The organism is Acrocarpospora pleiomorpha, from assembly GCF_009687885.1.
Taxonomy (GTDB): Bacteria; Actinomycetota; Actinomycetes; order Streptosporangiales; family Streptosporangiaceae; genus Acrocarpospora; species Acrocarpospora pleiomorpha.
In genome coordinates this window covers 181,317-200,965 of the sequence record NZ_BLAF01000004.1, presented here as the reverse complement: position 1 = coordinate 200,965, position 19,649 = coordinate 181,317, and the positions used below count along the sequence as shown (strand labels likewise).

Annotated in this window: 18 protein-coding genes and 1 pseudogene; 13 read left to right on the top strand and 6 right to left on the bottom strand. The window is 70.2% G+C overall.

What is annotated here, in order from left to right; genetic code table 11:
* Window positions 1–71: 71 nt before the first annotated feature.
* Window positions 72–1,241 (top strand): MFS transporter, encoded by a 1,170-nt coding sequence (locus tag Aple_RS00940; RefSeq protein ID WP_155342482.1) that lies wholly within the window; start codon window positions 72–74, stop codon window positions 1,239–1,241.
* Here the strand turns inward: Aple_RS00940 and Aple_RS00935 are convergent.
* Both Aple_RS00935 and Aple_RS00930 read right to left on the bottom strand, forming a co-directional pair.
* Window positions 1,228–2,400: a DUF1214 domain-containing protein gene (locus Aple_RS00935; protein WP_155342481.1), complete on the bottom strand. Its 1,173-nt coding sequence runs from the start codon at window positions 2,398–2,400 to the stop codon at window positions 1,228–1,230. The genes Aple_RS00940 and Aple_RS00935 overlap by 14 nt on opposite strands.
* Window positions 2,400–3,260, bottom strand: coding sequence for a sulfotransferase domain-containing protein (locus Aple_RS00930; RefSeq protein WP_155342480.1), 861 nt, complete (start codon window positions 3,258–3,260; stop codon window positions 2,400–2,402). The genes Aple_RS00935 and Aple_RS00930 overlap by 1 nt, the downstream gene beginning before the upstream one ends.
* Before the next feature lie 86 nt (window positions 3,261–3,346).
* Between Aple_RS00930 and Aple_RS00925 the strand changes: the two genes are divergently transcribed.
* The 10 genes and pseudogenes from Aple_RS00925 to Aple_RS00885 all read left to right on the top strand — a co-directional run bounded on the left by Aple_RS00925 (window position 3,347) and on the right by Aple_RS00885 (window position 14,238).
* Complete coding sequence (locus Aple_RS00925; protein WP_155342479.1) at window positions 3,347–4,129, top strand: enoyl-CoA hydratase/isomerase family protein; 783 nt, start codon at window positions 3,347–3,349, stop codon at window positions 4,127–4,129.
* Window positions 4,126–6,150: a molybdopterin-containing oxidoreductase family protein gene (locus Aple_RS00920; protein WP_155342478.1), complete on the top strand. Its 2,025-nt coding sequence runs from the start codon at window positions 4,126–4,128 to the stop codon at window positions 6,148–6,150. Before Aple_RS00925 ends, Aple_RS00920 begins: the two co-directional genes overlap by 4 nt.
* Window positions 6,147–7,001, top strand: coding sequence for an NAD(P)-dependent oxidoreductase (locus Aple_RS00915; RefSeq protein ID WP_155342477.1), 855 nt, complete (start codon window positions 6,147–6,149; stop codon window positions 6,999–7,001). The genes Aple_RS00920 and Aple_RS00915 overlap by 4 nt, the downstream gene beginning before the upstream one ends.
* Window positions 7,002–7,110: 109 nt before the next feature.
* The gene (locus Aple_RS00910) at window positions 7,111–8,358 is read left to right on the top strand and encodes a TetR-type transcription factor C-terminal domain-containing protein (protein ID WP_170321212.1); all 1,248 of its coding nucleotides are present in this window, start codon (window positions 7,111–7,113) and stop codon (window positions 8,356–8,358) included.
* A 178-nt stretch (window positions 8,359–8,536) separates the two neighbouring features.
* Complete coding sequence (locus Aple_RS00905) at window positions 8,537–10,243, top strand: class I adenylate-forming enzyme family protein (RefSeq protein ID WP_155342475.1); 1,707 nt, start codon at window positions 8,537–8,539, stop codon at window positions 10,241–10,243.
* A 275-nt stretch (window positions 10,244–10,518) separates the two neighbouring features.
* Complete coding sequence (locus tag Aple_RS00900) at window positions 10,519–11,331, top strand: phytanoyl-CoA dioxygenase family protein (RefSeq protein WP_155342474.1); 813 nt, start codon at window positions 10,519–10,521, stop codon at window positions 11,329–11,331.
* 357 nt (window positions 11,332–11,688) lie between these two features.
* Entirely contained in the window at window positions 11,689–12,504 is an 816-nt protein-coding gene (locus Aple_RS00895; protein WP_218038041.1) for a TrmH family RNA methyltransferase, read from the top strand.
* Window positions 12,501–12,584, top strand: a pseudogene (locus tag Aple_RS56125) (rRNA methyltransferase); the annotation flags it as partial. The gene Aple_RS00895 and the pseudogene Aple_RS56125, both read left to right, overlap by 4 nt.
* A 166-nt stretch (window positions 12,585–12,750) precedes the next feature.
* Window positions 12,751–13,590 carry a helix-turn-helix domain-containing protein gene (locus tag Aple_RS00890; protein WP_218038040.1) on the top strand — a complete coding sequence of 280 codons (840 nt, stop codon included), beginning with the start codon at window positions 12,751–12,753 and terminating at the stop codon, window positions 13,588–13,590.
* A gap of 66 nt (window positions 13,591–13,656) precedes the next feature.
* The gene (locus Aple_RS00885) at window positions 13,657–14,238 is read left to right on the top strand and encodes a dihydrofolate reductase family protein (protein WP_155342472.1); all 582 of its coding nucleotides are present in this window, start codon (window positions 13,657–13,659) and stop codon (window positions 14,236–14,238) included.
* 325 nt (window positions 14,239–14,563) lie between these two features.
* Here Aple_RS00885 and Aple_RS00880 read toward each other — a convergent pair whose 3' ends face one another.
* Entirely contained in the window at window positions 14,564–15,241 is a 678-nt protein-coding gene (locus tag Aple_RS00880) for a TetR/AcrR family transcriptional regulator (protein WP_218038039.1), read from the bottom strand.
* Between the two features lie 83 nt (window positions 15,242–15,324).
* Here Aple_RS00880 and Aple_RS00875 point away from each other — a divergent pair, with 83 nt between their 5' ends.
* Both Aple_RS00875 and Aple_RS00870 read left to right on the top strand, forming a co-directional pair.
* On the top strand, window positions 15,325–16,482 hold the full coding sequence (locus Aple_RS00875; RefSeq protein ID WP_246264021.1) for an FAD-dependent oxidoreductase: 1,158 nt from the start codon (window positions 15,325–15,327) through the stop codon (window positions 16,480–16,482).
* Window positions 16,483–16,668: 186 nt separating this feature from the next.
* Window positions 16,669–17,676: an RNA polymerase subunit sigma-70 gene (locus Aple_RS00870; RefSeq protein ID WP_155342471.1), complete on the top strand. Its 1,008-nt coding sequence runs from the start codon at window positions 16,669–16,671 to the stop codon at window positions 17,674–17,676.
* A 327-nt stretch (window positions 17,677–18,003) separates the two neighbouring features.
* Here the strand turns inward: Aple_RS00870 and Aple_RS00865 are convergent, their stop codons facing one another.
* The 3 genes from Aple_RS00865 to Aple_RS00855 form a co-directional block, all read right to left on the bottom strand.
* On the bottom strand, window positions 18,004–18,567 hold the full coding sequence (locus tag Aple_RS00865) for a dihydrofolate reductase family protein (protein WP_155342470.1): 564 nt from the start codon (window positions 18,565–18,567) through the stop codon (window positions 18,004–18,006).
* Between the two features lie 338 nt (window positions 18,568–18,905).
* Window positions 18,906–19,328 (bottom strand): sigma factor-like helix-turn-helix DNA-binding protein, encoded by a 423-nt coding sequence (locus Aple_RS00860; protein ID WP_218038038.1) that lies wholly within the window; start codon window positions 19,326–19,328, stop codon window positions 18,906–18,908.
* Complete coding sequence (locus Aple_RS00855) at window positions 19,325–19,648, bottom strand: YciI family protein (RefSeq protein ID WP_091093081.1); 324 nt, start codon at window positions 19,646–19,648, stop codon at window positions 19,325–19,327. The genes Aple_RS00860 and Aple_RS00855 overlap by 4 nt, the downstream gene beginning before the upstream one ends.
* Window position 19,649 lies beyond the last annotated feature (1 nt).

Sequence of the window (19,649 nt, the reverse complement as noted above, 5' to 3'; positions counted from 1 at the left end):
GAAGACCGGGTCGCGGTTCTTGTCAACGATCGACGGTGGGGTGCCGGGATGCGGCCGGACGTCGGACTTCCATGCCGGTCGATGAATGCGGGTCGCCGCCGTCGGTGCGGCCACGAGGGCGCGACCTGCTGCTCCCGGTGGCGGGCCCGCTGGCGTGCTTCCTCCCGCTCTACCTGACGGCGTCACTCGCGTTCAGCATGGGGCGCGAACTGAACCTGGACGCCGGCCGCCTCGGAGTCGTGACAGGCGCGTACTTCGCGGCCGGGGCGGTCGCGTCGATACCCGGCGGATGGCTCACTCCGCGCATCGGCTACACGCGGATGATCCAGGCCGGCATTCTCCTGGCCGCAGGGAGCCTGCTCTCCATCGCCTTGGCCGTCCGCTCGTGGGCCGGCCTGGTGCCGGCCGTCGCCGTCGCCGGCCTGGCCCAGAGCCTGGTGGAACCGGCCGCGGGCGCCTACATCGGCACGACCGTCGACCGCCGGCGCCAAGGCTTCGCCTTCGGCGTCAAGCTCGCCGCGCTCCCCCTCTCATCTCTACTCTGCGGGATCGCCGTGCCCCTGGTCGCGGCGCCCCTGGGCTGGCGCGCGGCCTTCATCGCGGCAGCCGCGCTGATGCTGCCGACCGTGCTCGTGACACCGACCGTCCGGCCCCGGGCAGCCCGGCCGGCCACTGGCCGCGCGCCGGTCAACGTCGCCCTGGTCCTCCTGCTCGGGATCGGCGCGGCCATGGCCTTCGCCACGGCGAACAGCTTCTCGGCGTTCATCGTGAGCTCGGCCGGCGCCAACGGGATCCCCGAGTCGACGGCCGGGCTGCTGGTCGCGCTCGGTGGCGTCGTCGGCGTGGTCAGCCGGATCTACATCGGCGTCCGGGCTGACCGGGCACGACGTCGCCCGTTGCTCATCGCGCGGAACATCCTCCTCGCCTCCGCGGCGACGTTCGTCGTCCTGGGGATCGGGAGCACCACGACGTTCGCGGTGGCGATCGTGATCGCCTTCGTGACCATCTGGGGCTGGTCACCCGTCTATCAGCTGGCGTCCGTGAGCGCGTTCGCCCCAGACCCCGACCGGCCACTGCGGATCATCGTTTCAGTGATCTTCGCAGGCTGCATCGCCGGCCCGATGGGATTCGGCTGGGTGGTCGAGGTCGGCTCGTTCCAGGCCGCCTGGTTCGTGTCCGGCGCGGTGACGACGCTCGCGGCGGTGCTCTTCACCATCGCGGCCCGGGTCACGGACCGCTGAACCGCCTCCCCGCTACAAGATCGCTCAGCCGTACCGGCCGTATCCGTGGGACGGGTGGCGGGCGCTCGGGGTAGGTCCATCGCCACATCAGGACCCCGCGTTCGTGACCGGCGGTGTCCAGCCAGTTGGGCACGCCGGGATCCTCGGCGGCCACGACGAACCGCAGCCCGCCGTCCGGGCTGAACGTCGCCGTCGTGCTGTTGAGATACATCTGGTGGAAGCGGAAGTCGAGCGACTCCAGCCACGCGTTGGTCAGCCCGAGCAGCCAGAAGCTCGCCTTCGGCGGATCGTCCACGTCCACGACGAGCGCCTGGCCGGGCGACAGCTCCCAGAACCCGCTCAGGAAGACGGTACGGGGGTTCCCGCCACCGGCCTGCCACCGGTCCTGGGCGGCGTCGAACCCCACGCCCTGCCGCTGGAACTCCGCGAACATCCGCCCCCGGGACACCGTCGCGGTGCCGGTCTCGCGGACGATCTGGTCCAGCCCCCTACGCAGGTCGGCCGCTCGTAAGGGGGCCGGACGCTCCGGCGAGGACCGTCTGGAGATCGTGAGCTTCGCCGGCCGGTGGCGCCGGTGGTCGGTGAACCGGCCGTGGAACTCGTTGCGGACCAGGATCATCGTCGAGTTCGGCGCCAGCGGAAGCCAGGCGCCGGCGGCCGGACGCTTCCGCGACACGATCACCTCGAAGCGACCGTCCGGGTCCATGGCGATGGCGTCGCTGTCGAGGGTGCCGGTGATCGCCGCGCTGGCCGCCGGGTCGACCAGCTTCATCAGGACGCCCGGATCCGGCGACCCGGGAGCCGGGCCCTGGCTGGTGAAGGTGAAGCAGTCGGCGGTGCCGGTCTGGCCCCTGATCACGTACTCGGCGTCGCCGTCCACGTAGGCGATCTGGAGCGTGTAGTCGGGCGCGTCGCCGATGAGGTGATAGGTGTCGTTGAAGCCGTCGCCGAAGAACGGGAAGTCCCGATCCAGGTGCTCCACCGCGCGCTCCACCGACATGCGCATGTCGCGCAGCAGAACACGGAGGCCCTCGACCCGGTCGAGCTCGGGACCGCCGCGATCGAGGATCTCGGCTCCGGCCCAGGCGAGCTTCGCGCCGAGGCCGGCGCAGAAGCCCTCCCAGGCCCGCCGTAGCGCCTCGGTGTCGTCTCCGGACATCAGGTCCTGCCGGGCGCGTACGTCAGGTGGACGCCGGCCGACTCCAGCCGGGCCACGACGGTGTCGTCGATGAGTTCGCTGTCGTAGGTGGACAGTTCGCGCTTCCAGTCGCCCACGATGCCCTTGCGCATGAACGGCGTCGCGTCCTCGCGGCCTTCCCGCAGGTCGGCGTGGTTGATCTCGAAGCGGAGGTCGTTGTCGCGCATCGCGTTGAACTCGGTCTTGGCGATGACCTCCTCGAGCCGTTCCCGCGACACCGGCCGGCCGACGAACTCGATCACCTGGGCCAGGGTGGCGCGCACGTCGGCGCGGGCCTGCTCGTAGGTGATCTTCAGCAGGCTCGGGTGCTCGGTCTGCCGCCAGCCGATGACATTGTCGGTGTACGGGCCGTAGGGCACCTCGCCCCGCGCGAACTGCTCGGCGAAGTCGTGGATCGAGAAGTCGTCGCCCGTCTCGTAGCGGGACCCGGCCGCGTGTGTCCGGAGTCCCTTGACCTCGTAGAAGTACGAGACGCAGACATCCTTGGGGTTACGGGTGATGTGGACGACCTTGCCCGCCTCCGGCCAGGACCTCGGCATCAACTCGACCGGAAGATGGGTCTTGATCAGCCGCGGCGAGGGGGACGCGACACAGGCCAGGTAGCCGCGGTAGCCGGGCCGGTCCTTGCCGGAGAGGTTGGGAACCTGACGAGACCCGCCGGACAGCGTGCCCCAGCCGTCCCACAGCCCGCTCAGCATGACCTGCATCCAGTTGGTGCCCGACTTCGGGAAGCCGGAGATGACGACGTCGCCGTCGGCCAGCGGGAAGTCACGGATGTCGTCGTAGTTGTCGTGCATGAACGTCGGGTCGGGGTCGTGCATGATGCCGATCTCCAGGTGTTGGATTCACTGTACGCTTAGTATACAAAGTGGGAGAAGCCTGACCAGGGCCACGAGGAAGGGACACCATGAGCGACGAGGACTACGTGCGGGCCGAGGTCGAGGACGGGATCGCCTGGGTGACGCTCAACGAGCCACGCCGGCTCAACCCCGTCACCCTCGCCCGCATCGCGCGGATCCAGGACGTCGTCGCCGGCCTGTCCCCCAGGCCCGACGTCCGGGTGATCGTCGTGACCGGCGCCGGCCGGGGATTCTGCTCCGGCGCCGACCTCCGGGACGAGACGCTGCGGACGGCCCCGATGTTCCCGCCGGCCAGCGGCTCGCTGCTCGACTCCCGGGACGGACTCTGGAACCTCAGCGCCGTGCGCCAGCCCGTGATCGCGATGGTCAACGGTCCCGCGTTCGGCTACGGGTACGAGCTCGCCCTTCAGGCCGACATCCGGATCGCCGGCGAGTCGGCCCGGTTCGGCTTCCCGTACGCGAGGATGGGCGGGGTCTCCGACACCGGCGCGGCGACGTGGCTGCTCCCCCGCCAGGTCGGATACGCGCTGGCAGCCGAACTCCTGTTCACCGGCAGGGTGCTCTCCGGCCCGGAGGCCGGGGCCGTCGGCCTGGTCAGCCGGGTGGTCCCCGACGAGTCGCTGCGCGCGGTCACCGCCGAACTGGCCAGGGAGATCGCCGGCGGCGATCCTGCGGCGGTCCAGGCGACCAAGCGCATGCTCGTGGCCGGCCGGGACCAGTCGGCGGCCGAGCACGTGTTGATGCAGTTCCAGTACGCCAACCGGTTCCGCCCGGACCTCGGCGCGGCCGCCGCCAGACTCGCCGGCGGCCGCCACAAGGACCCCAAGTGACGGTAACCGTTCGCAGCTACTGCCGGTTCTGCGTCGCGCACTGCGGTCTGCTCATCGACGTTGACGACGGGCGGGTCGTCAGAGCCGCCGGGGACGCCGGACACCCGCTGTCCGCCGGGTACACCTGCGCCAAGGGGCGTGCGCTCCCGGGCTTCCACCACGACCCGGACCGGCTCGACACGCCGATGACCGGCCGGGCCGGGCCGGATCGGCGACCGGCCACCTGGGACACCGTGCTCGATGACCTCGCCACCCGGCTGACCGCGATCAGCCGGGACAGCGGCCCTGACGCGATCGCCGTCTTCAACGGCTCAGGCGGCGGGATGGACGCCGCCGGCGCGCTCGCCTCACGACGGCTCGCCAGGGCGCTCGCGACCACGAGCGTCTACAGCCCGCTCACCATCGACGCGCCGGCCAAACCCCTCGTCGGCGCGCTGGTCGCCGGCCAGCCGGGCCTCTTCGCCGCCGGGGTGGCGCCCGGCGCCACGCTGACCGTCGTGGTCGGCTCCAACCCGGTCGTCTCCCACGGCCACTCCAGCGGCGCCCCGAATCCGCGCGCCCGGCTGCGCGAACTGACCGCCCGCGGCGAGGTCTGGGTCGTCGACCCACGGCGCACCGAGACAGCCGAGATGGCGACCCGGCACCTGGCGCCGCGCCCCGGAACCGACCACGTCTGGCTGGCCGCCCTCGTCAACGAGATGCTGGCCGTCGCCGACCACGACGCGCTGGCCCGCGAGACAACCGGGTTGGCCGAGCTCGCGGATTGCCTGGCCCCCTACGATCTGGCGCTGGCCGGCCGGGTGTGCGGGGTCGCGCCGGAGGACCTGGTGGCGCTGCGCGACGCGCTGCGGCGGCACGGCCGGTTCGCGGGCCTGACCGGCACCGGAGTGACGATGTCCCGGTCCGGCACGCTCACCCAGTGGCTGATGCTCGTCCTCCAGATCGTCACCGGGTCGGCGGACGCGCCCGGGGGCACCTGGTTCAACCCCGGCTTCATCCGGTCCCTGGACCGGCGCCCCTGGCGCGCGGGCCACCACCGGCCACGTCCTGGGCCGCCGAGCCGGCCCGAGCTCCCCCGCCAGTTCGGCGAGCAGCCGGCTGTCGCCCTGCTCGACGAGATCGAGGAGGGGAACGTCCGCGCGCTCCTGGTGCTGGGCGGAAACCTGACCTCGTGCCTGCCGGACACGGACCGCGCGCGGCGGGCCCTGCGGACGGCCGAGGTCGTCGCGGTCGCCGACGTCGTCCACAACGGGACGACCCGGCCGGCCACCCACCTGCTGCCCTGCGCCGGCCAGCTGGAGCGGGCCGACATCACGTTCCTGACCGACCAGTACGCGCCGGAGATCTCGGCGCAGTACACCGACGCGGTCGTACCTCCGGGGGCCGACCGCAGGGAGCTGTGGCGGATCCTGGCCGATCTCGGCGAGCGGCTCGGCCGATCGATCCTGCCCGGCGGCGTCCCCGTCGCCGAGGCGACGGCCGACACGCTGTTCGCCGACGCGCTGCGCACGGCCCGCTGCGACCTCGAAACGCTGCGCGCCGCGCGGGTCGTCGTGGACCCCGAGCCGGCCACGGGCTGGGTGCGGGCGGGCGTCCGCGAGCGCGGCGGGTGGAACCTCGCCCCCGCCGAACTCCGCGCGGCGATGTACCTGCCCGCCACGGCCGGCGGACTGGTGCTCCTGCCGCGCCGCCAGCTACGGCACTTCAACTCCCAGCTCGCCACCGGCCCGGCCAACGACGCGTCGGACGCGGTGTACCTCAACCCGCTCGACGCCGCCGATCTCAGCGTCGGCGACGGCGATCCCGTCACCGTCACCAGCGAGTTCGGCGCGCTCGACGCGCCGGCCCGGCTCGACCGGCGGCTGCCTCGCGGCGCGGTGAGCGTTCCGCACGGCTTCGAAAGGACCAACGTGAACCGGCTGACCAGCACCAGAACGGGCATCGACCCGCTGACAGGCATGCCGACCCTGAGCGGGCTCCCGGTTCGGGTGGCCCCGCGCACGCCCGGAGGGCAGCGGTGACGGCGGCCCGGATCGGCTGGATCGGCCTCGGCGACCAGGGCGTCCCGCTCGTCCGCCGGCTGCTGGCGTCGCCGTACGACGTCGTCCTGTGGGCCCGCCGCGAGCAGTCCCTGGAGCCGTTCGCCGGCACCCGGGCCGCGCTCGCCGCGTCCCCGGCCGAGCTGGGCGAGCGGTGCGACGTCGTCGGGGTCTGCGTGACGGCCGACGCCGACGTGGTGGACGTGGTGGTCGGCGGCGGGCTGCTGGAGGCGATGCGGCCGGGAACGACGCTCGTGATCCACAGTACGGTCGCGCCGCGGACCTGCGCGGCTCTCGCGGAGCGGGCCGCCCCGCAGGGCGTCCACGTGATCGACGCACCGGTCACCCGCGACGGCGCCTCGCACGACGAGTCGCGCGTCAGCCTGCTCGTCGGGGGTGAGGCGGACGTTGTGGAGCGGGCCCGTCCGGTCCTGCGCGCCTATGCCGACTTCGTCTTCCATCTCGGGCCGCTCGGCAGCGGTCAGCACATGAAGATCATCAACAACACGCTCGCCGTGTCGAACCTGGCGTTGATCTTCGACGCGCTGCGCGTCGGCGAGGCGGCCGGGCTGGATCCCGAGGAGATGCTGGCCGCGCTGCGGCACACCAGCGGCGGGAGCGTGATGGTCGGTCTGACGCGGTTCTATCGGCCCGAGCCACGGATGGACTACGTGAACCTGCTGAACAAGGACGTCGGTCTCTTCGCCGGCCTGGTGTCCGGTCAGCCGCCGTCCCTGCTGAACGAGATCGCCCGCGAGACGGTGGACCGGCTGCTCGCGGCCGGGCGGAGCGGTCCGGGGGCGGGCGATCCACCTATACTTAAAGGTCAGTAGACGACCGGACGGGGGGCCGATTCTGCGGTGCGCCCCTGGTCGCCAGGCAGAGATGACGGTCGTTGACGGGCGGCATCGACTTCGAGTCGGCGAGCGAGAGTGGACGCGCATGAGACGAACGCGCACGGGTTCCAACCGCATTCCGGCGGATCAGCGTCGAGCGGAGATCCTTCGCTGCGCCGCCGAGCTGTTCGCCGCGCGTGGTTTCGTTCCGACCACGATGGACGATGTCGCCGAGGCGGCCAACATCACCAAGCGGACGCTCTACCGTTACGTGCCCTCGAAGGAAGACCTCCTCTTCGAGATCCACGACACCTTCTCCGGGCACGCCCTCGTGCCCAGCGACCGGCAGGACATAACCGACCCCACCGGCGAGTTCCGCCGCGTGGTCCGCCAGACCGCCCAGATGGTGGCCGACCACCCGACCGAGATCGGCGTCTTCTTCGAAGAGCGCAAGCACCTGGGCCCGGCCCAGGCCCGGCTGATCGAGGAACGCCGCGACGCCTACGAGGCGTACGCGGCCTCGGTGGTCCAGGCAGGCATCGACGCGGGCGCGTTCGCCGACCTCCCGGCCCGTACGGTGGCGCAGACCGTCCTGGGCACGGTCACGGAGATGTACCGCTGGTACCACCCGGACGGCCCGCTGTCCCCGGCCGAGCTCGCCGACCAGTACGGCGACCTGTTCCTGCACGGCGCGGCGGCCGGCCGCGCCCTGGTCACCACCCGCGCCACGGCGCGGCCGATCTCCACACCGGCGGCCGGCAACAGCCAGGACCACCGCGAGCGGGTCCGGCTGGCGGCCGTCAAGAGCTTCGCCGAGCACGGATACCACGCGACCTCGATGCGCGACCTGGCCGACGTGGCCGACGTCACCAAGGGCGCGGTGATGTACCACGCCGGCTACAAGAACGACCTCCTGGAGCAGATCCACCGCTCGACCTTCCAGGAGAGCCTGAGCCTGCTGCACGAGGAACTGGCCAACGACGACGACTCGACGCCCGCCCTCGACTCGCTGCACCGGCTCATCACCGTGTACATGCGGTTCGTCGCCGCGAATCGCGACGCCATCGCGGTGATCAACGACAACATGCGCTACCTCGACACGAAGTCGTACCGCCGGATCGACCGGCTCCGCAACGACTGGCTGGCGATCTTCCGTGCGGTGCTGGACCGCGCGGAGGCCAACGGGGAGATCGTCGGGGTGAGCCCGAGCTTCCTCGCCCGGGCCCTGGTGGGCATGTTCAACTCGGCGGCGCGCTGGTACAACCCACGCGGCCGGCTGCGCCCGGACGCACTGGCACAGCTGTTCTCCCAGCTCCTGTTCCACGGCCTCGCCGCCGGGGTGACCGTCCGGTAGGTCCGCCATCCCGAGGCGGCGACCGGAACGACTCTATGAGATATTCTGACTGGACAGTATACTGAAGTCCCGCAAGGCTGCAGGCTAGGAGTGACCTTGACCGCTATCATCCAGTCGGAATACGAAGGCCCCGACCGGAGCATCCTCGCTGCGAGTCGAAGGACGAGGTGAGGTCGCCTTGGAGCGCTCCCTCGACGCCACGAACGCCGGCCTCGCCCAGCGGAGGGCCGATCTCGAGCTGAGCTGGCCGGCCTGGACACCACGGACCTTCGCCCAGCACCTCGACCACTGCGCCGAACGATGGCCGGACAACATCTACATCGAAAGCACCGGGCAGTCCTGGACCTACCGCGACATGGCGGCCTACAGCAGGCGCGCGGCGGGCGCGTTCCACCGGGCCGGAATCGGCGTCGGCGACCGGGTGGCCCTGCTCATGGGCAACTCCGCCGAGTTCGTCGCCATGTACGCCGGCCTGACCCGCATCGGGGCCATCGCCGTACCGATGAACTACCTCCTCGGTCCTGAGGAGATGCGTTACGTCCTGGACCACTCCGCTCCGTCGATCGTCGTACTCGACTGCGAGATCGCCGGCCGGGACGTCGCCACCGTGGTGCGGAGCACCGGCGCCTTCGAGAGCGACGGCCCGCGGCTCGTCGTCCGATCCGGCTTGCCCCGGTTCGAACCGTGGACGGCCTGGGACGACCTGTTCAGCGAGGACGCCTCCGCACCGGACGCCGAGTCCCCCACCGCGCCGTGCGCCATCATGTACACCGCAGGGTCGTCCGGCACCCCCAAGGGCGCGCTCCTGCACAGCGACGCGATGCTCCGGGAGGCGTACGGGACGGCCCTCACCCGCGGCTACGACACCGGGTGGAGCAGCCTGACGGCGCTGCCCTCGTTCCACCTGTTCGGCCTGGCGCAGTGCATCCTGCCGGCCACCTTCGCCGGAGGCCGGGTGATCCTGCGGCAGCGGTTCGACCCCAAGGAGCAGCTGGAGACGATCGCGGCCGGTGCGGCAAGCGACATCGTCGTCGTGGCGGCGATGGCCCACCGGCTGATCGACGAGCTCGCCACCTTCGACCGCACCGCCCACCCCGGCTGGGCGTTGCGCTCGGTCTTCATCGGCGGCGACGCGATGCCCGAGGCCGACTGGCAGAAGGTCCGCGACGCCTTCGGCGTGGACGAGGTGACCTCCGGCTTCGGCATGACCGAACTCCAGGGCACGGCGTTCATGGTCCCGCCCGGTTCGTCGAACGAGGTCCTGGCCAACACGGTCGGCTGGGAGTCGACGGCCGGCTGCGCGGGAATCGCCGCCCGCGACGGCGCCGAGCACGAGTGGCGGCTGGTCGACCCTGACAGCGGACAGATGGTCGCGCCCGGTGAGATCGGCGAGCTCCAGTATCGCGGACCGAGCGTCTCCCCCGGCTACTGGCGCGTGGACCCGGAGACCGACACCTCCCGGGCCGACGGCTGGTTTCGCTCCGGCGACCTCGGGCGAGTCCGCGAGGACGGCGCGTTCGTCTTCACCGGCCGCAACTCCGACGTCTACCGGTCCGGAGGCGAACTGGTCTCCCCGCGTGAAGTCGAGGCTCTGATCGCCAGCCTGCCGGAGGTCGGGGCCACCTTCGTGGTAGGCGTGCCGGACCGCCGCTGGGGACAGGTCGGCTGCGCCTGGATCGTCCCCGCGCCCGGCGCCCACCCCGATCCCGACACCGTCATCGCGCACTGCCAGTCGCGCCTGGCCCGCTACAAGGTGCCCAAGTACGCGTTCCTGATCGCCGAAGCGGCCGTGCCGGTCTCCGCGTCCGGCAAGTTCCGCAGACGAGGACTGGTCGACCTCGCGGCGGAACGCCTCGCGGAGCAGACCCTCTCCGTCCCAGAATGAACACCACTTCCCCTGGACGCCTCAGCGGCAAGCGCCGACTGACGCTCGTCCTCAAGGGCGCGAGCGGGTACGGGACACGGCAGCGGGGCCGATGTGTTCGTAGAGGCGTTCCGACCTGGTGTTGCTGAGTGTTTTGGTTTGGGGTTGTGGGGATTAATTCGACAATCAAGCGCCCCGCTTTACAAAGTAGATCAATAAAGCAAGGCCGCACACCCGACAAAGGTGGCGCGGGAAATGTCGGGTGATCGGGACCGATGTCGGCGCACGATGGGGGCATGGATGACACGACCTTGGTATCCCGCTTCCTCCGCGATGGCTTCGTGAAGTTGGAGGGCGCCGTCGCGCCGCGCGTCGCCGCGGACTGCGCGCGGCTGCTGTGGCGAGAGACGGGCTGCGACCCGGACGATCCAGCGACGTGGAGGCAGCCCGTGCACTGGGTGGCCGGCATGGCGCAGGGGCCGTTCGCCGCCGCACCCAACTCCCCGTTCCTGCAGCACGCGTACGACCTGCTCGTCGGCGCGGGACGCTGGGAGCCGCGCTACTCGCTGGGCACGTTCCCGCTGCGCTTCCCGCACGAGCAGGAGCCGGACGACGCGGGCTGGCACATCGAGGGTAGCTATCTGCCGGAGGGCGAGAGCTGGTACTTCACAAATCTGCGCTCCCGGGGCCGGGCGCTGCTGATGCTGTTCCTGTTCAGCGAGGTCGGTGAGGAGGACGCCCCGACCCGGATCCGGGTCGGCTCGCACCTCGACGTGCCGAAGGTGCTGGAGAAGTACGGGGAGGAGGGGGCGAGCGGGCTGGCCCTCGCGCCCGATCTGGTGGCGGCGTCCGACCACCGGCCACTCGCCCTCGCCACCGGGTCCCCGGGCGACGTCTTCCTGTGCCACCCATTCCTGGTGCACGCGGCGCAACCGCACCATGGGGTGCGGCCGCGCTTCATGGCCCAGCCGCCGCTGATGCCGGCCGCGCCCTACGAGCTGGAGCGGGCCGACGGCGCGTACTCACCCGTGGAGATCGCAATCCGTCGGGGCCTGGGACAGGACACCCCCGGTCCGGACGGGGACGGCACCGGCGGCAGCGCCGGATAGACATGCTTCATCCGTTCCGAGAACCGGGCGGAGAACACGTGCCTGGGCAGCGGCACGTCCGGCAGCGCCGCGCCAGCCGTTATCGACCATCGGGCGAGTGCCGTCGACAACACACCAGCCTCACGACGACATGCCGGACAAGATCACGCGAAGAGACCGAACACCGTCATCCGAAGACATCGAGTGATCTTGAGCGAGCTGGGCCTTGGCTGTGGGCGGGAACTGCCGGGTGGGTTCGGCGGAATGCCCGTTTCTGCAGCACGGCGCGCCGGTGCCGCGCATCGGCGTGGAGTGCGGCGGACGCGCAGGAACGTGGAGATCCCCCTATTCTGTAACGCGTAGTGAATCGAGGGCAACGTGCGCATCACGCGTGCGAACGCGCGGTTCCAGCAGTGGCAGGCGCTGCTGGGCAACCGGACCAAGCGGCAGCGAGCCGGGGAGTTCCTGGTCCAGGGAGTGCGCCCGATCAGCCTGGTGGTCGAGTTCGGCTGGCCGGTGCATACGCTGATCTACGACGCCGAGCGGCCGCTGTCGAACTGGGCCGAGCAGATGCTGAAGACGGCTGGCGGCGAGCGGGTGGCCATGGCCCCCGACCTGTTGCGAGAGCTGGGCGGCAAAGACGAGGACATACCCGAACTGGTGGCGGTGACCGGGCTGCCAGACGATGAGCTGTCCCGCATCCAGGTGGGCCCGTCCTTCCTGGGCGTGGTGTTCGACCGGCCAAACAACCCCGGAAACATCGGGACGATGGCGCGCTCACTGGACGCGTTCGGCGGCGCGGGCCTGATCGTCACCGGACACGCCGCCGACCCCTACGATCCCCGATCGGTGCGGGCCTCCACCGGGTCGCTGCTGACGCTGCCGGTGGTGCGGTCCCCCTCACACCGGGAGGTGCTGGCATGGGTAGAGCGGCTGCGCGCCCAGGGGCAGCCGCTGAGGGTGGTAGGCACGGACGAGAACGGCACCTGCGACGTCGCCGAACTGGACCTGACCGGCCCCACCCTGCTGGTCATCGGCAACGAGACCACCGGACTGAGCGCGGGATGGCGACAGGCGTGCGACACGATGGCGCGCATCCCAATGGCCGGCTCAGCCAGCTCCCTGAACGCCGCCAGCGCGGCGACCGTGGTGTTGTACGAGGCCGCCCGCCAGCGTCGCGGCCACACCGCATGACCTACCGTCACGCGATCGTCCGGACCAGCCATCAGGACCTGGCCAGCGGCGCGGTGCTGCATTCGGCCCCAGGGTTTCCCGCCTTCCCCGTCCGGCCGGCCAGCGGGATCTTCCAGCGCGCGCTTGAGCATGTCAAATGTCCGCGGCCGGGCGCTCGTCCGGGATCGGCGCCGGCTCGATGCCGGCGGCAGCGCGGCTGGACTTCCCGGCGCGCGATGCCGGCGGGGCGTCGGCGATACTGTGGGCGTGGAGTACGTGTCCAGAGTGCCGCGACCGCCGCTGGACGGGCTGATCGACGACCTCTACTACCTGGAGGGCGCGCCGCCGTACGCCCGGCTGACGCTGCCGCCGAGCCCGTCGGCGTTGCTCATCGTCAACCTCGGGGCGCCGTTCCGCATCCGCGCCGGCACCGACATCGAGACGGCCGAGTACGCCGACGGCTGCGTGGTCACCATGCCCACCCGCGCCTTCGAGTTCGGCTATCCGCCGGGGACCCGGTCCGTCGGCGTGCACGTCAAGCCGTGGGGGCTGGCGCCGTTCCTGCCGATGCCCGCGGCCGAGCTGTGCGACCGGCCGGTGACGGTGGAGCAGGTTTGGGGCCGGCCCGCCATTGCCGAGCTGCGGGACCGGCTGGCCACGGCGGACGGACCGCACGAGATGCTGACGCTGCTCGAGGAGGAGCTGATGCGACGGCTGCGCGAGACCGCCGGTCTGGGGCTGGTCCGCCATACCAGCAGCGTCATCGCGGCGACCAGCGGGGCGGTGGCGATCGGCGACCTGAGCGTGGCAGCCGGTGTCAGCAGCACTCATCTGGCACAGCGGTTCAAGGAGCTCATCGGCGTCACGCCGAAGCGGCTGGCCCGCACCTACCGCTTCACCGCCACCGTGTTCGCGATCGACCCCGCCGGACCGATCGACTGGAGCGACCTCGCCGGTGGCGCAGGCTACTTCGACCAGGCCCACTTCGGCCACGAGTTCCGGGCGTTCACCGGGCTCACGCCGACCCGGTACGTCGAGGTCCGGCGGCGGTTCCTGCGCGAACATCCCGGCCACGCGCTGGACGGCTGGCCGCTGCCGGCCGATTGATTTCTTACAAGAGCGACAGCTCACGACACGCTAATTTGGGGGCACCCCAAAGCAGAGGAGAGCCCCGTGGGCAAGGTGGTCATGTACAGCTCGGTGTCGGTGGACGGCTTCGTCGCGGACGAGAACGACCAGCCCGGACCGCTGTTCGACTGGTTGTCCAGCGGTGACGTCCCGTTGGACGAGAGCGGCGAGCTGAAGGTGTCGCAGACGTCCTACGACTACACCCGGCCGTACTGGGACCAGATCGGAGTCACGATCGTCGGCCGCCACGTCTTCGACCTGACGGACGGCTGGGACGGGAAGCCGCCGGGCGGCATCGACCACGTGGTCGTCGTGTCGCACCGGCCGATGCCCGAGGGCTGGGACCCCGAGGCGCCGTTCCACTTCGTCGACGGCGTCGAGGCAGCCGTGGCCAAGGCGCAGGAGCTTGCCGGTGACCGCATGGTCGAGGTCGCCGCCGGCGACGTCGGCGGCCAGGTGCTTGCCGCGGGCCTGATCGACGAGGTGCGCATGGACGTCGTACCCGTCGTCTTCGGGTCCGGCAAGCGCTACTTCGGGTCGGTCCACGCGCAGCACCTGTTGGAGGATCCTGACGTGGTGATTCAGGGCAACCGGGTGCTTCACCTGCGCTATCGAGTGCGCCGTTGACCGATCTGAGCGGGTACGCGAAGAAAGTCCACTGCGAACGGTGACACAAGATCGGGCCTCCGGCTGCGTTTGCGCATCGCTGTCCCTGGTCGGGCAGCGAATGCCGATCCGCCCCAGCACCTCACCTGCGGCAAGTTCAACTCAAGATCACTGGTTGCCGGTTTCCGTCGTATCTTGGCCGACCCCCGAACGGACTTGGCCTGAGCGTGGCCTCGGGACTTTGGGCCAGATCAACGCGCCGACGCCGCCCTCCCATCAGAGCTTCTGATACCGCCCACGCCGCAGCGCTGAAGCGGGCCCCGCTGGACGGCGACACCCGCCGCGCCTACGACTCCCGGGTGAGGACGGTTGTGATGCCGGCCAGGATGAGGTCGATGCCGACCAGGAACTGCGCGCGGTCGTCGTGCTCGGGCAGTTGTGTCGCCACCTGGCGCATGATCGGGTACTTGTCGGGGTCGAGTTGCGCCCACCGTGCGGCGATGTCTTCGAGTACGGCCGACCGGTCGTGCGGGTGGAGGCGGGTACGGGCGGCGTTCTGTCCGGCGACGCCGAGGATGTAGTTCCCGAGCGCGGATCCGCAGTCGAACTGTGCTCGCTGGGGGACACCAAGCACCTGGAGGTGCCTGCCGAGGCTTTCCGCGATCTGCAGGAACGCGGGCTGCCACGGCTCGCGCGAGAGCTGGGAGCCCGCCCAGGGGTGGGAGTCGGTCGCGTCGAACACTGCGAGGGCGGTGGCCCGGATCGCCTCCCGCGGGTCGGCGACGCTGACTACGTCGGTCATGGCACTGGCGATGACGTCGCCGGTGGCCGCCGCGAACAGTTCGTTCATGTTGGCGACGTGGTGATAGATCGCCCCGGTCCCTGTCGCCAGGCGGGCCGTGAGCGCCCGGATGGTCAGGGCGCTCTCACCACCGGCGTCGAGGATCTCGATGGCCGCTTCGACGATCCGCTCCCTCGACAGCGCGTCCGCGCGCCGTTCCCCTCGTTTCGTCCTGGTCGCCATGAGCTCCATCATGCCACCGTTTGGAGCACTGCTCCAAACGGGGTATATATTGGAGCAGTGCTCCAACCGAGTTTGAGAGGAACATGATGACGACACCAGTCACGATCATCGGTGCGGGCCTTGGTGGCCTCACCCTCGCCCGCGTTCTGCATGTCAACGGCATCCCCGCGATGGTCTATGAGGCCGATTCCTCTGCGGGGGCCCGCACGCAGGGCGGCCAGCTCGACATCCACGACTACAACGGGCAGCTCGCGCTCGAGGCGGCCGGCCTGATGGAGGAGTTCCGCGCGATCATCCATGAGGGCGGCGCGGCTTCACGCGTGCTCGACTCCCGCGGAACGGTGCTGGCCGAAATGCCCGACGACGGCACGCACGGGCGTCCAGAGGTGCTCCGCGGCGACCTGCGCCGGATCCTGCTCGACTCCTTGCCTGCCGAGACTATCCAGTGGGGACGCAAGGTCACCGGTGCCCGGTCCCTGGGCGACGGCCTGCATGAGGTGACCTTCGCCCAGGGACCGGCCGTGACCACCGGCCTCCTGGTCGGCGCCGACGGCGCCTGGTCGAGGATCAGGCCGCTGCTGTCCGATGCCAAGCCCCGCTACACCGGCACCTCCTCCATCGAGACCTTCCTGCACGACGCCGACGAGCGGCACCCCGCGGCGGCCAAGGCGGTCGGCGGCGGCGCGATGTACGCCCTGTCTCCCGGAAAGGGGATCATCGCGCACCGCGAGGCGGGCAATATCCTGCACACGTACTTCGAGCTGCACTGCCCTGAGGAGTGGGTGGCCGGCATCGACTTCACCGACGCCGCCGCCGCGACCGCCCAGGTCGCGGCCGAGCTCCAGGGATGGGCGCCGGAGCTCACCGCTCTGATCACCGACAGCGACACCGCACCAATCCCGCGCTCGATCTACACCCTCCCCGACGGGCACCGATGGGACCGCACCCCCGGCGTGACGCTCCTCGGCGACGCCGCACACCTGATGCCGCCGTCCGGCGAGGGCGCGAACCTGGCGATGCTCGACGGCGCCGAACTCGCCAAGGCGATCGCCGCCAACCCCGGCGACATCGAAGCGGCACTCACCGCCTACGAACAAGGTCTCTTCCCGCGCAGCGACGCCGCATACGCCGATGCAAACGAGACCGTCGACCTCTTCCTCGGCGACCAGACACCGTTCAAACTCGCCAACCTCTTCACCGCCGCCCTCAACGCGCCACACGAGGAACCCGCGCAATCCTGATACGCACCGCCGACGACCCCGTGCGATCGCGGCAGGGGAACGCGACCCACTGCAGCCTTCCTTTGGATCGACCCGACCCATCCGGCCTGGCGAACGGCCCGGTGTCAGCGGCTTCACCGCTCAGAAATCCTCCGCCACGTCGTCAGTTCTGGTAGCCCCTCGCCACCTGCGGAAGGATTGACGACCATGACCAACGCCAGACTGCTAGGCGACGACGAGGCCGCGTTCATCGCGGCGGCCCGCTCAAATGACGCGGCACAGTTCGCGCTCATCACGGAGCGCTACCGGCGTGAGCTGCAGGTGCACTGCTACCGGATGCTCGCGAACTACGAGGACGCCCAGGACATGACGCAGGAGACGTTCCTGCGGGCGTGGAACAAGCGGGAGTCGTTCAAGGGCCACGCTGCGCTGCGGACCTGGCTGTACCGGATCGCGACGAACGCCTGCCTCGACTTCCTGGAGAAGCGCAACGACCGCACACCCGTGCCGTCCGAGCTGCCGGACCCCGGCTCCGAGGTGCTGTACCTGCAGCCGTACCCCGACCGGATGCTCCCCGAGGACCCGCAGGAATCGGTGGTGGCGCGGGAGACGATCGAGCTGGCGTTCATCGTCGCCGTCCAGCACCTGCCGCCGCGGCAGCGGGCGGTGTTCATCCTGCGCGACGTCCTCGGCTGGCCGGCGTCGAAGGCCGCCGACGCCCTCGAGCTGACCGTCGCATCGGTGACCAGCGCACTGCAGCGGGCGCGCGTGACGATGCGCGATCAGCTGCCCGACCGCCGCCTCGACTGGCGGAGCCCCGCCACGCACGAGCTGTCGAGCGATGAGCGCGGCGCGGTGAGGTCGTATATCGACGCCCATGAGCGCAACGACCTCGACGGGCTGATGTCCCTGCTGCGCGACGACCTGCGCTTCGCGATGCTGCCCGATTCGGGCACCGTGACCACGACGGCCAAGGACGCGGTGGACGGCTGGGTCTCCGGTGGGCTCTTCCAGCGCGGCCACGACGACTGGCGCGGTATCACCACGACGGTCAACCGCATGCCTGCCGCCGTGCTGTACCTCCGCACCCCCGACGACCCGGAGTACCGGCTATTTGCCATCGCGGTCCTGCACATCGTCGACGGGAAGATCGCCGAGCTCACCGGATTCGACGCCACCGACAAACCATGGCTGGGCCTGCCCCCGACACTGTGATCAGACGAAGTCCCCATCGTCGAGGAGTCCAGCGCACGGGCCGCCGTCACCGAAGTCACCGCCGAATGAGCACCCCGACCAGCTGAACACCAACGCGACAACGCGAACACCACCGCCCCGCCGGCGTTGCCGGCGGGGCATCTTCGTGCCCGAAGACCATCGTCACGATCAACGACGCCGTCGCCCTCATCTCCAGCGAGTCGGTCAGCAGCTCACTCGGAATGCAACGAGGGGCCCGGGGAAGGGTTGCCTCATCGCCGAGGGTCACGGTGAGCACGCCAGGAAGGATTTCGACCTGGCCTCACGAGCCGAGCATTTGGCCCGTGCTCATCGCCTCGTCTCGTATCGGGTCAGCACCAAGCCGCCGGGAAACGTCCGCGTCTCCACCAGGTTCAGGTTCACCCAGCTGTCCAGGGCCGTAAAGAACGGCGTGCCGCCGCCCACCAGGACCGGGTGGGTGACCAGCACGTACTCGTCGATCAGCCCGGCCCGCATGGCCGCCCCGGCGAGCGTGGCGCCGCAGATGTCCATCGGGCCGCCGTCCTCGGCCTTGAGCCGGGTGATCTCGGCGACCGCGTCGCCGGTGACCAGGCGGGTGTTCCAGTCGACCTTGTCGATCGTCGAGGAGAACACCACCTTCGGCATGTCCCGCCAGCGGCGGGCGTACTCGATCTCCGCCGGTGTGGCGCCGGGCTGCTGGTCGGCGGTCGGCCAGTGGGAGCTCATCGTCTCCCACAGTTTGCGCCCGTACAGCGCCAGGCCGGTCGCCCCCACCCGGTCGGACCACCACTGGAACAGCTCGTCGCTCGGTACGCTCCAGCCGAGGTCGTCGCCAGGCGCGGCGATGTAGCCGTCCAAGCTCAGGTTCATGCCGAAGATCAGTTTCCGCATCGTGCCAGCCTCTCGTGAGTCGATCTCACACGTACAGACGGGCACGGCGCGGAAACCTAATCGGTGCGCGATCTGCGTCCGCAGGTAGTCCTCGCGTTCCGGACAGCGCCGGGCCCTCTCACCGCGCTGGAGATCGCCAAGCAGTTCCCACGCTGGGCATGTCGCTCGGCGACCAGCGGCCGGACGCGCGCCGCAAGATCCGCGAGTACCTACCGCTCACCAGCGCCGACGCAGCTAAGCGTTGTTCGTGGAGGCGTTCCGACCCGGCGTCGCTGAGCGTTTTGGTTTGGGTTTCGAGAATTGATTCGATAACCAAGCGCCTTGCTTTACAAAGTAGATCAATAAAGCAGGCCGGAGACACGAACCGGCAGATCGTCGGCGGACGGCATCCGATAGGGGATGCGAGCCGCCCTGATCTTGGCCTTCGCGCGGGTGATGCGCTGCTCCATGGTGGTCCCCCGCACCAGGAAGGCACGGGCGATCTCGGGCACGGTCAGACCGCCGACCATGCGCGGCGTCAACGCCGCGCGCGCTTCCACCGCCAGCGCCGGATGACAGCAGGTGAAGATCAGCCGGAGCCGGTCGTCGTCGATGACGCCCAGCGGCTCGGGTGGGGTGTTGTCCTGCAGCATCTGAGCCTCCTTGAGCTTGTCATCGCGTTTGTTCTCGCGCCGGATCCGGTCGATGGCCTTGCGGTTGGCGGTGGTGGTCAGCCACCCGTCGTGGTGGGCCCGAGTGATCGCCTTCTCGACGTCGCTCACTGGAACGGCCGCACCTCAATCTTCCGATCGCAGACCTTCGACGCCTCGGCGGCTAGCTTGAGCGCCACATCCAGATCGGGGGCCTCCCACACCCAGACGCCGGCGAGGTACTCCTTCGACTCCACGAAAGGCCCGTCGCTGAACACCGCCTGCTCGCCCCGGTTGTCGATGACCGTGGCCGCGTCGGTGTCCGCGAGTCCGCCCGCGAAAACCCAGTAGCCCTCGGCGATCAGTCGTTCGTTGAACGCGCTGATGGCAGGCCGCCTGTCCGTGCTGCCGGGATTACTTTTGTCATCGATCACGGAAACCAGGTACTGCATC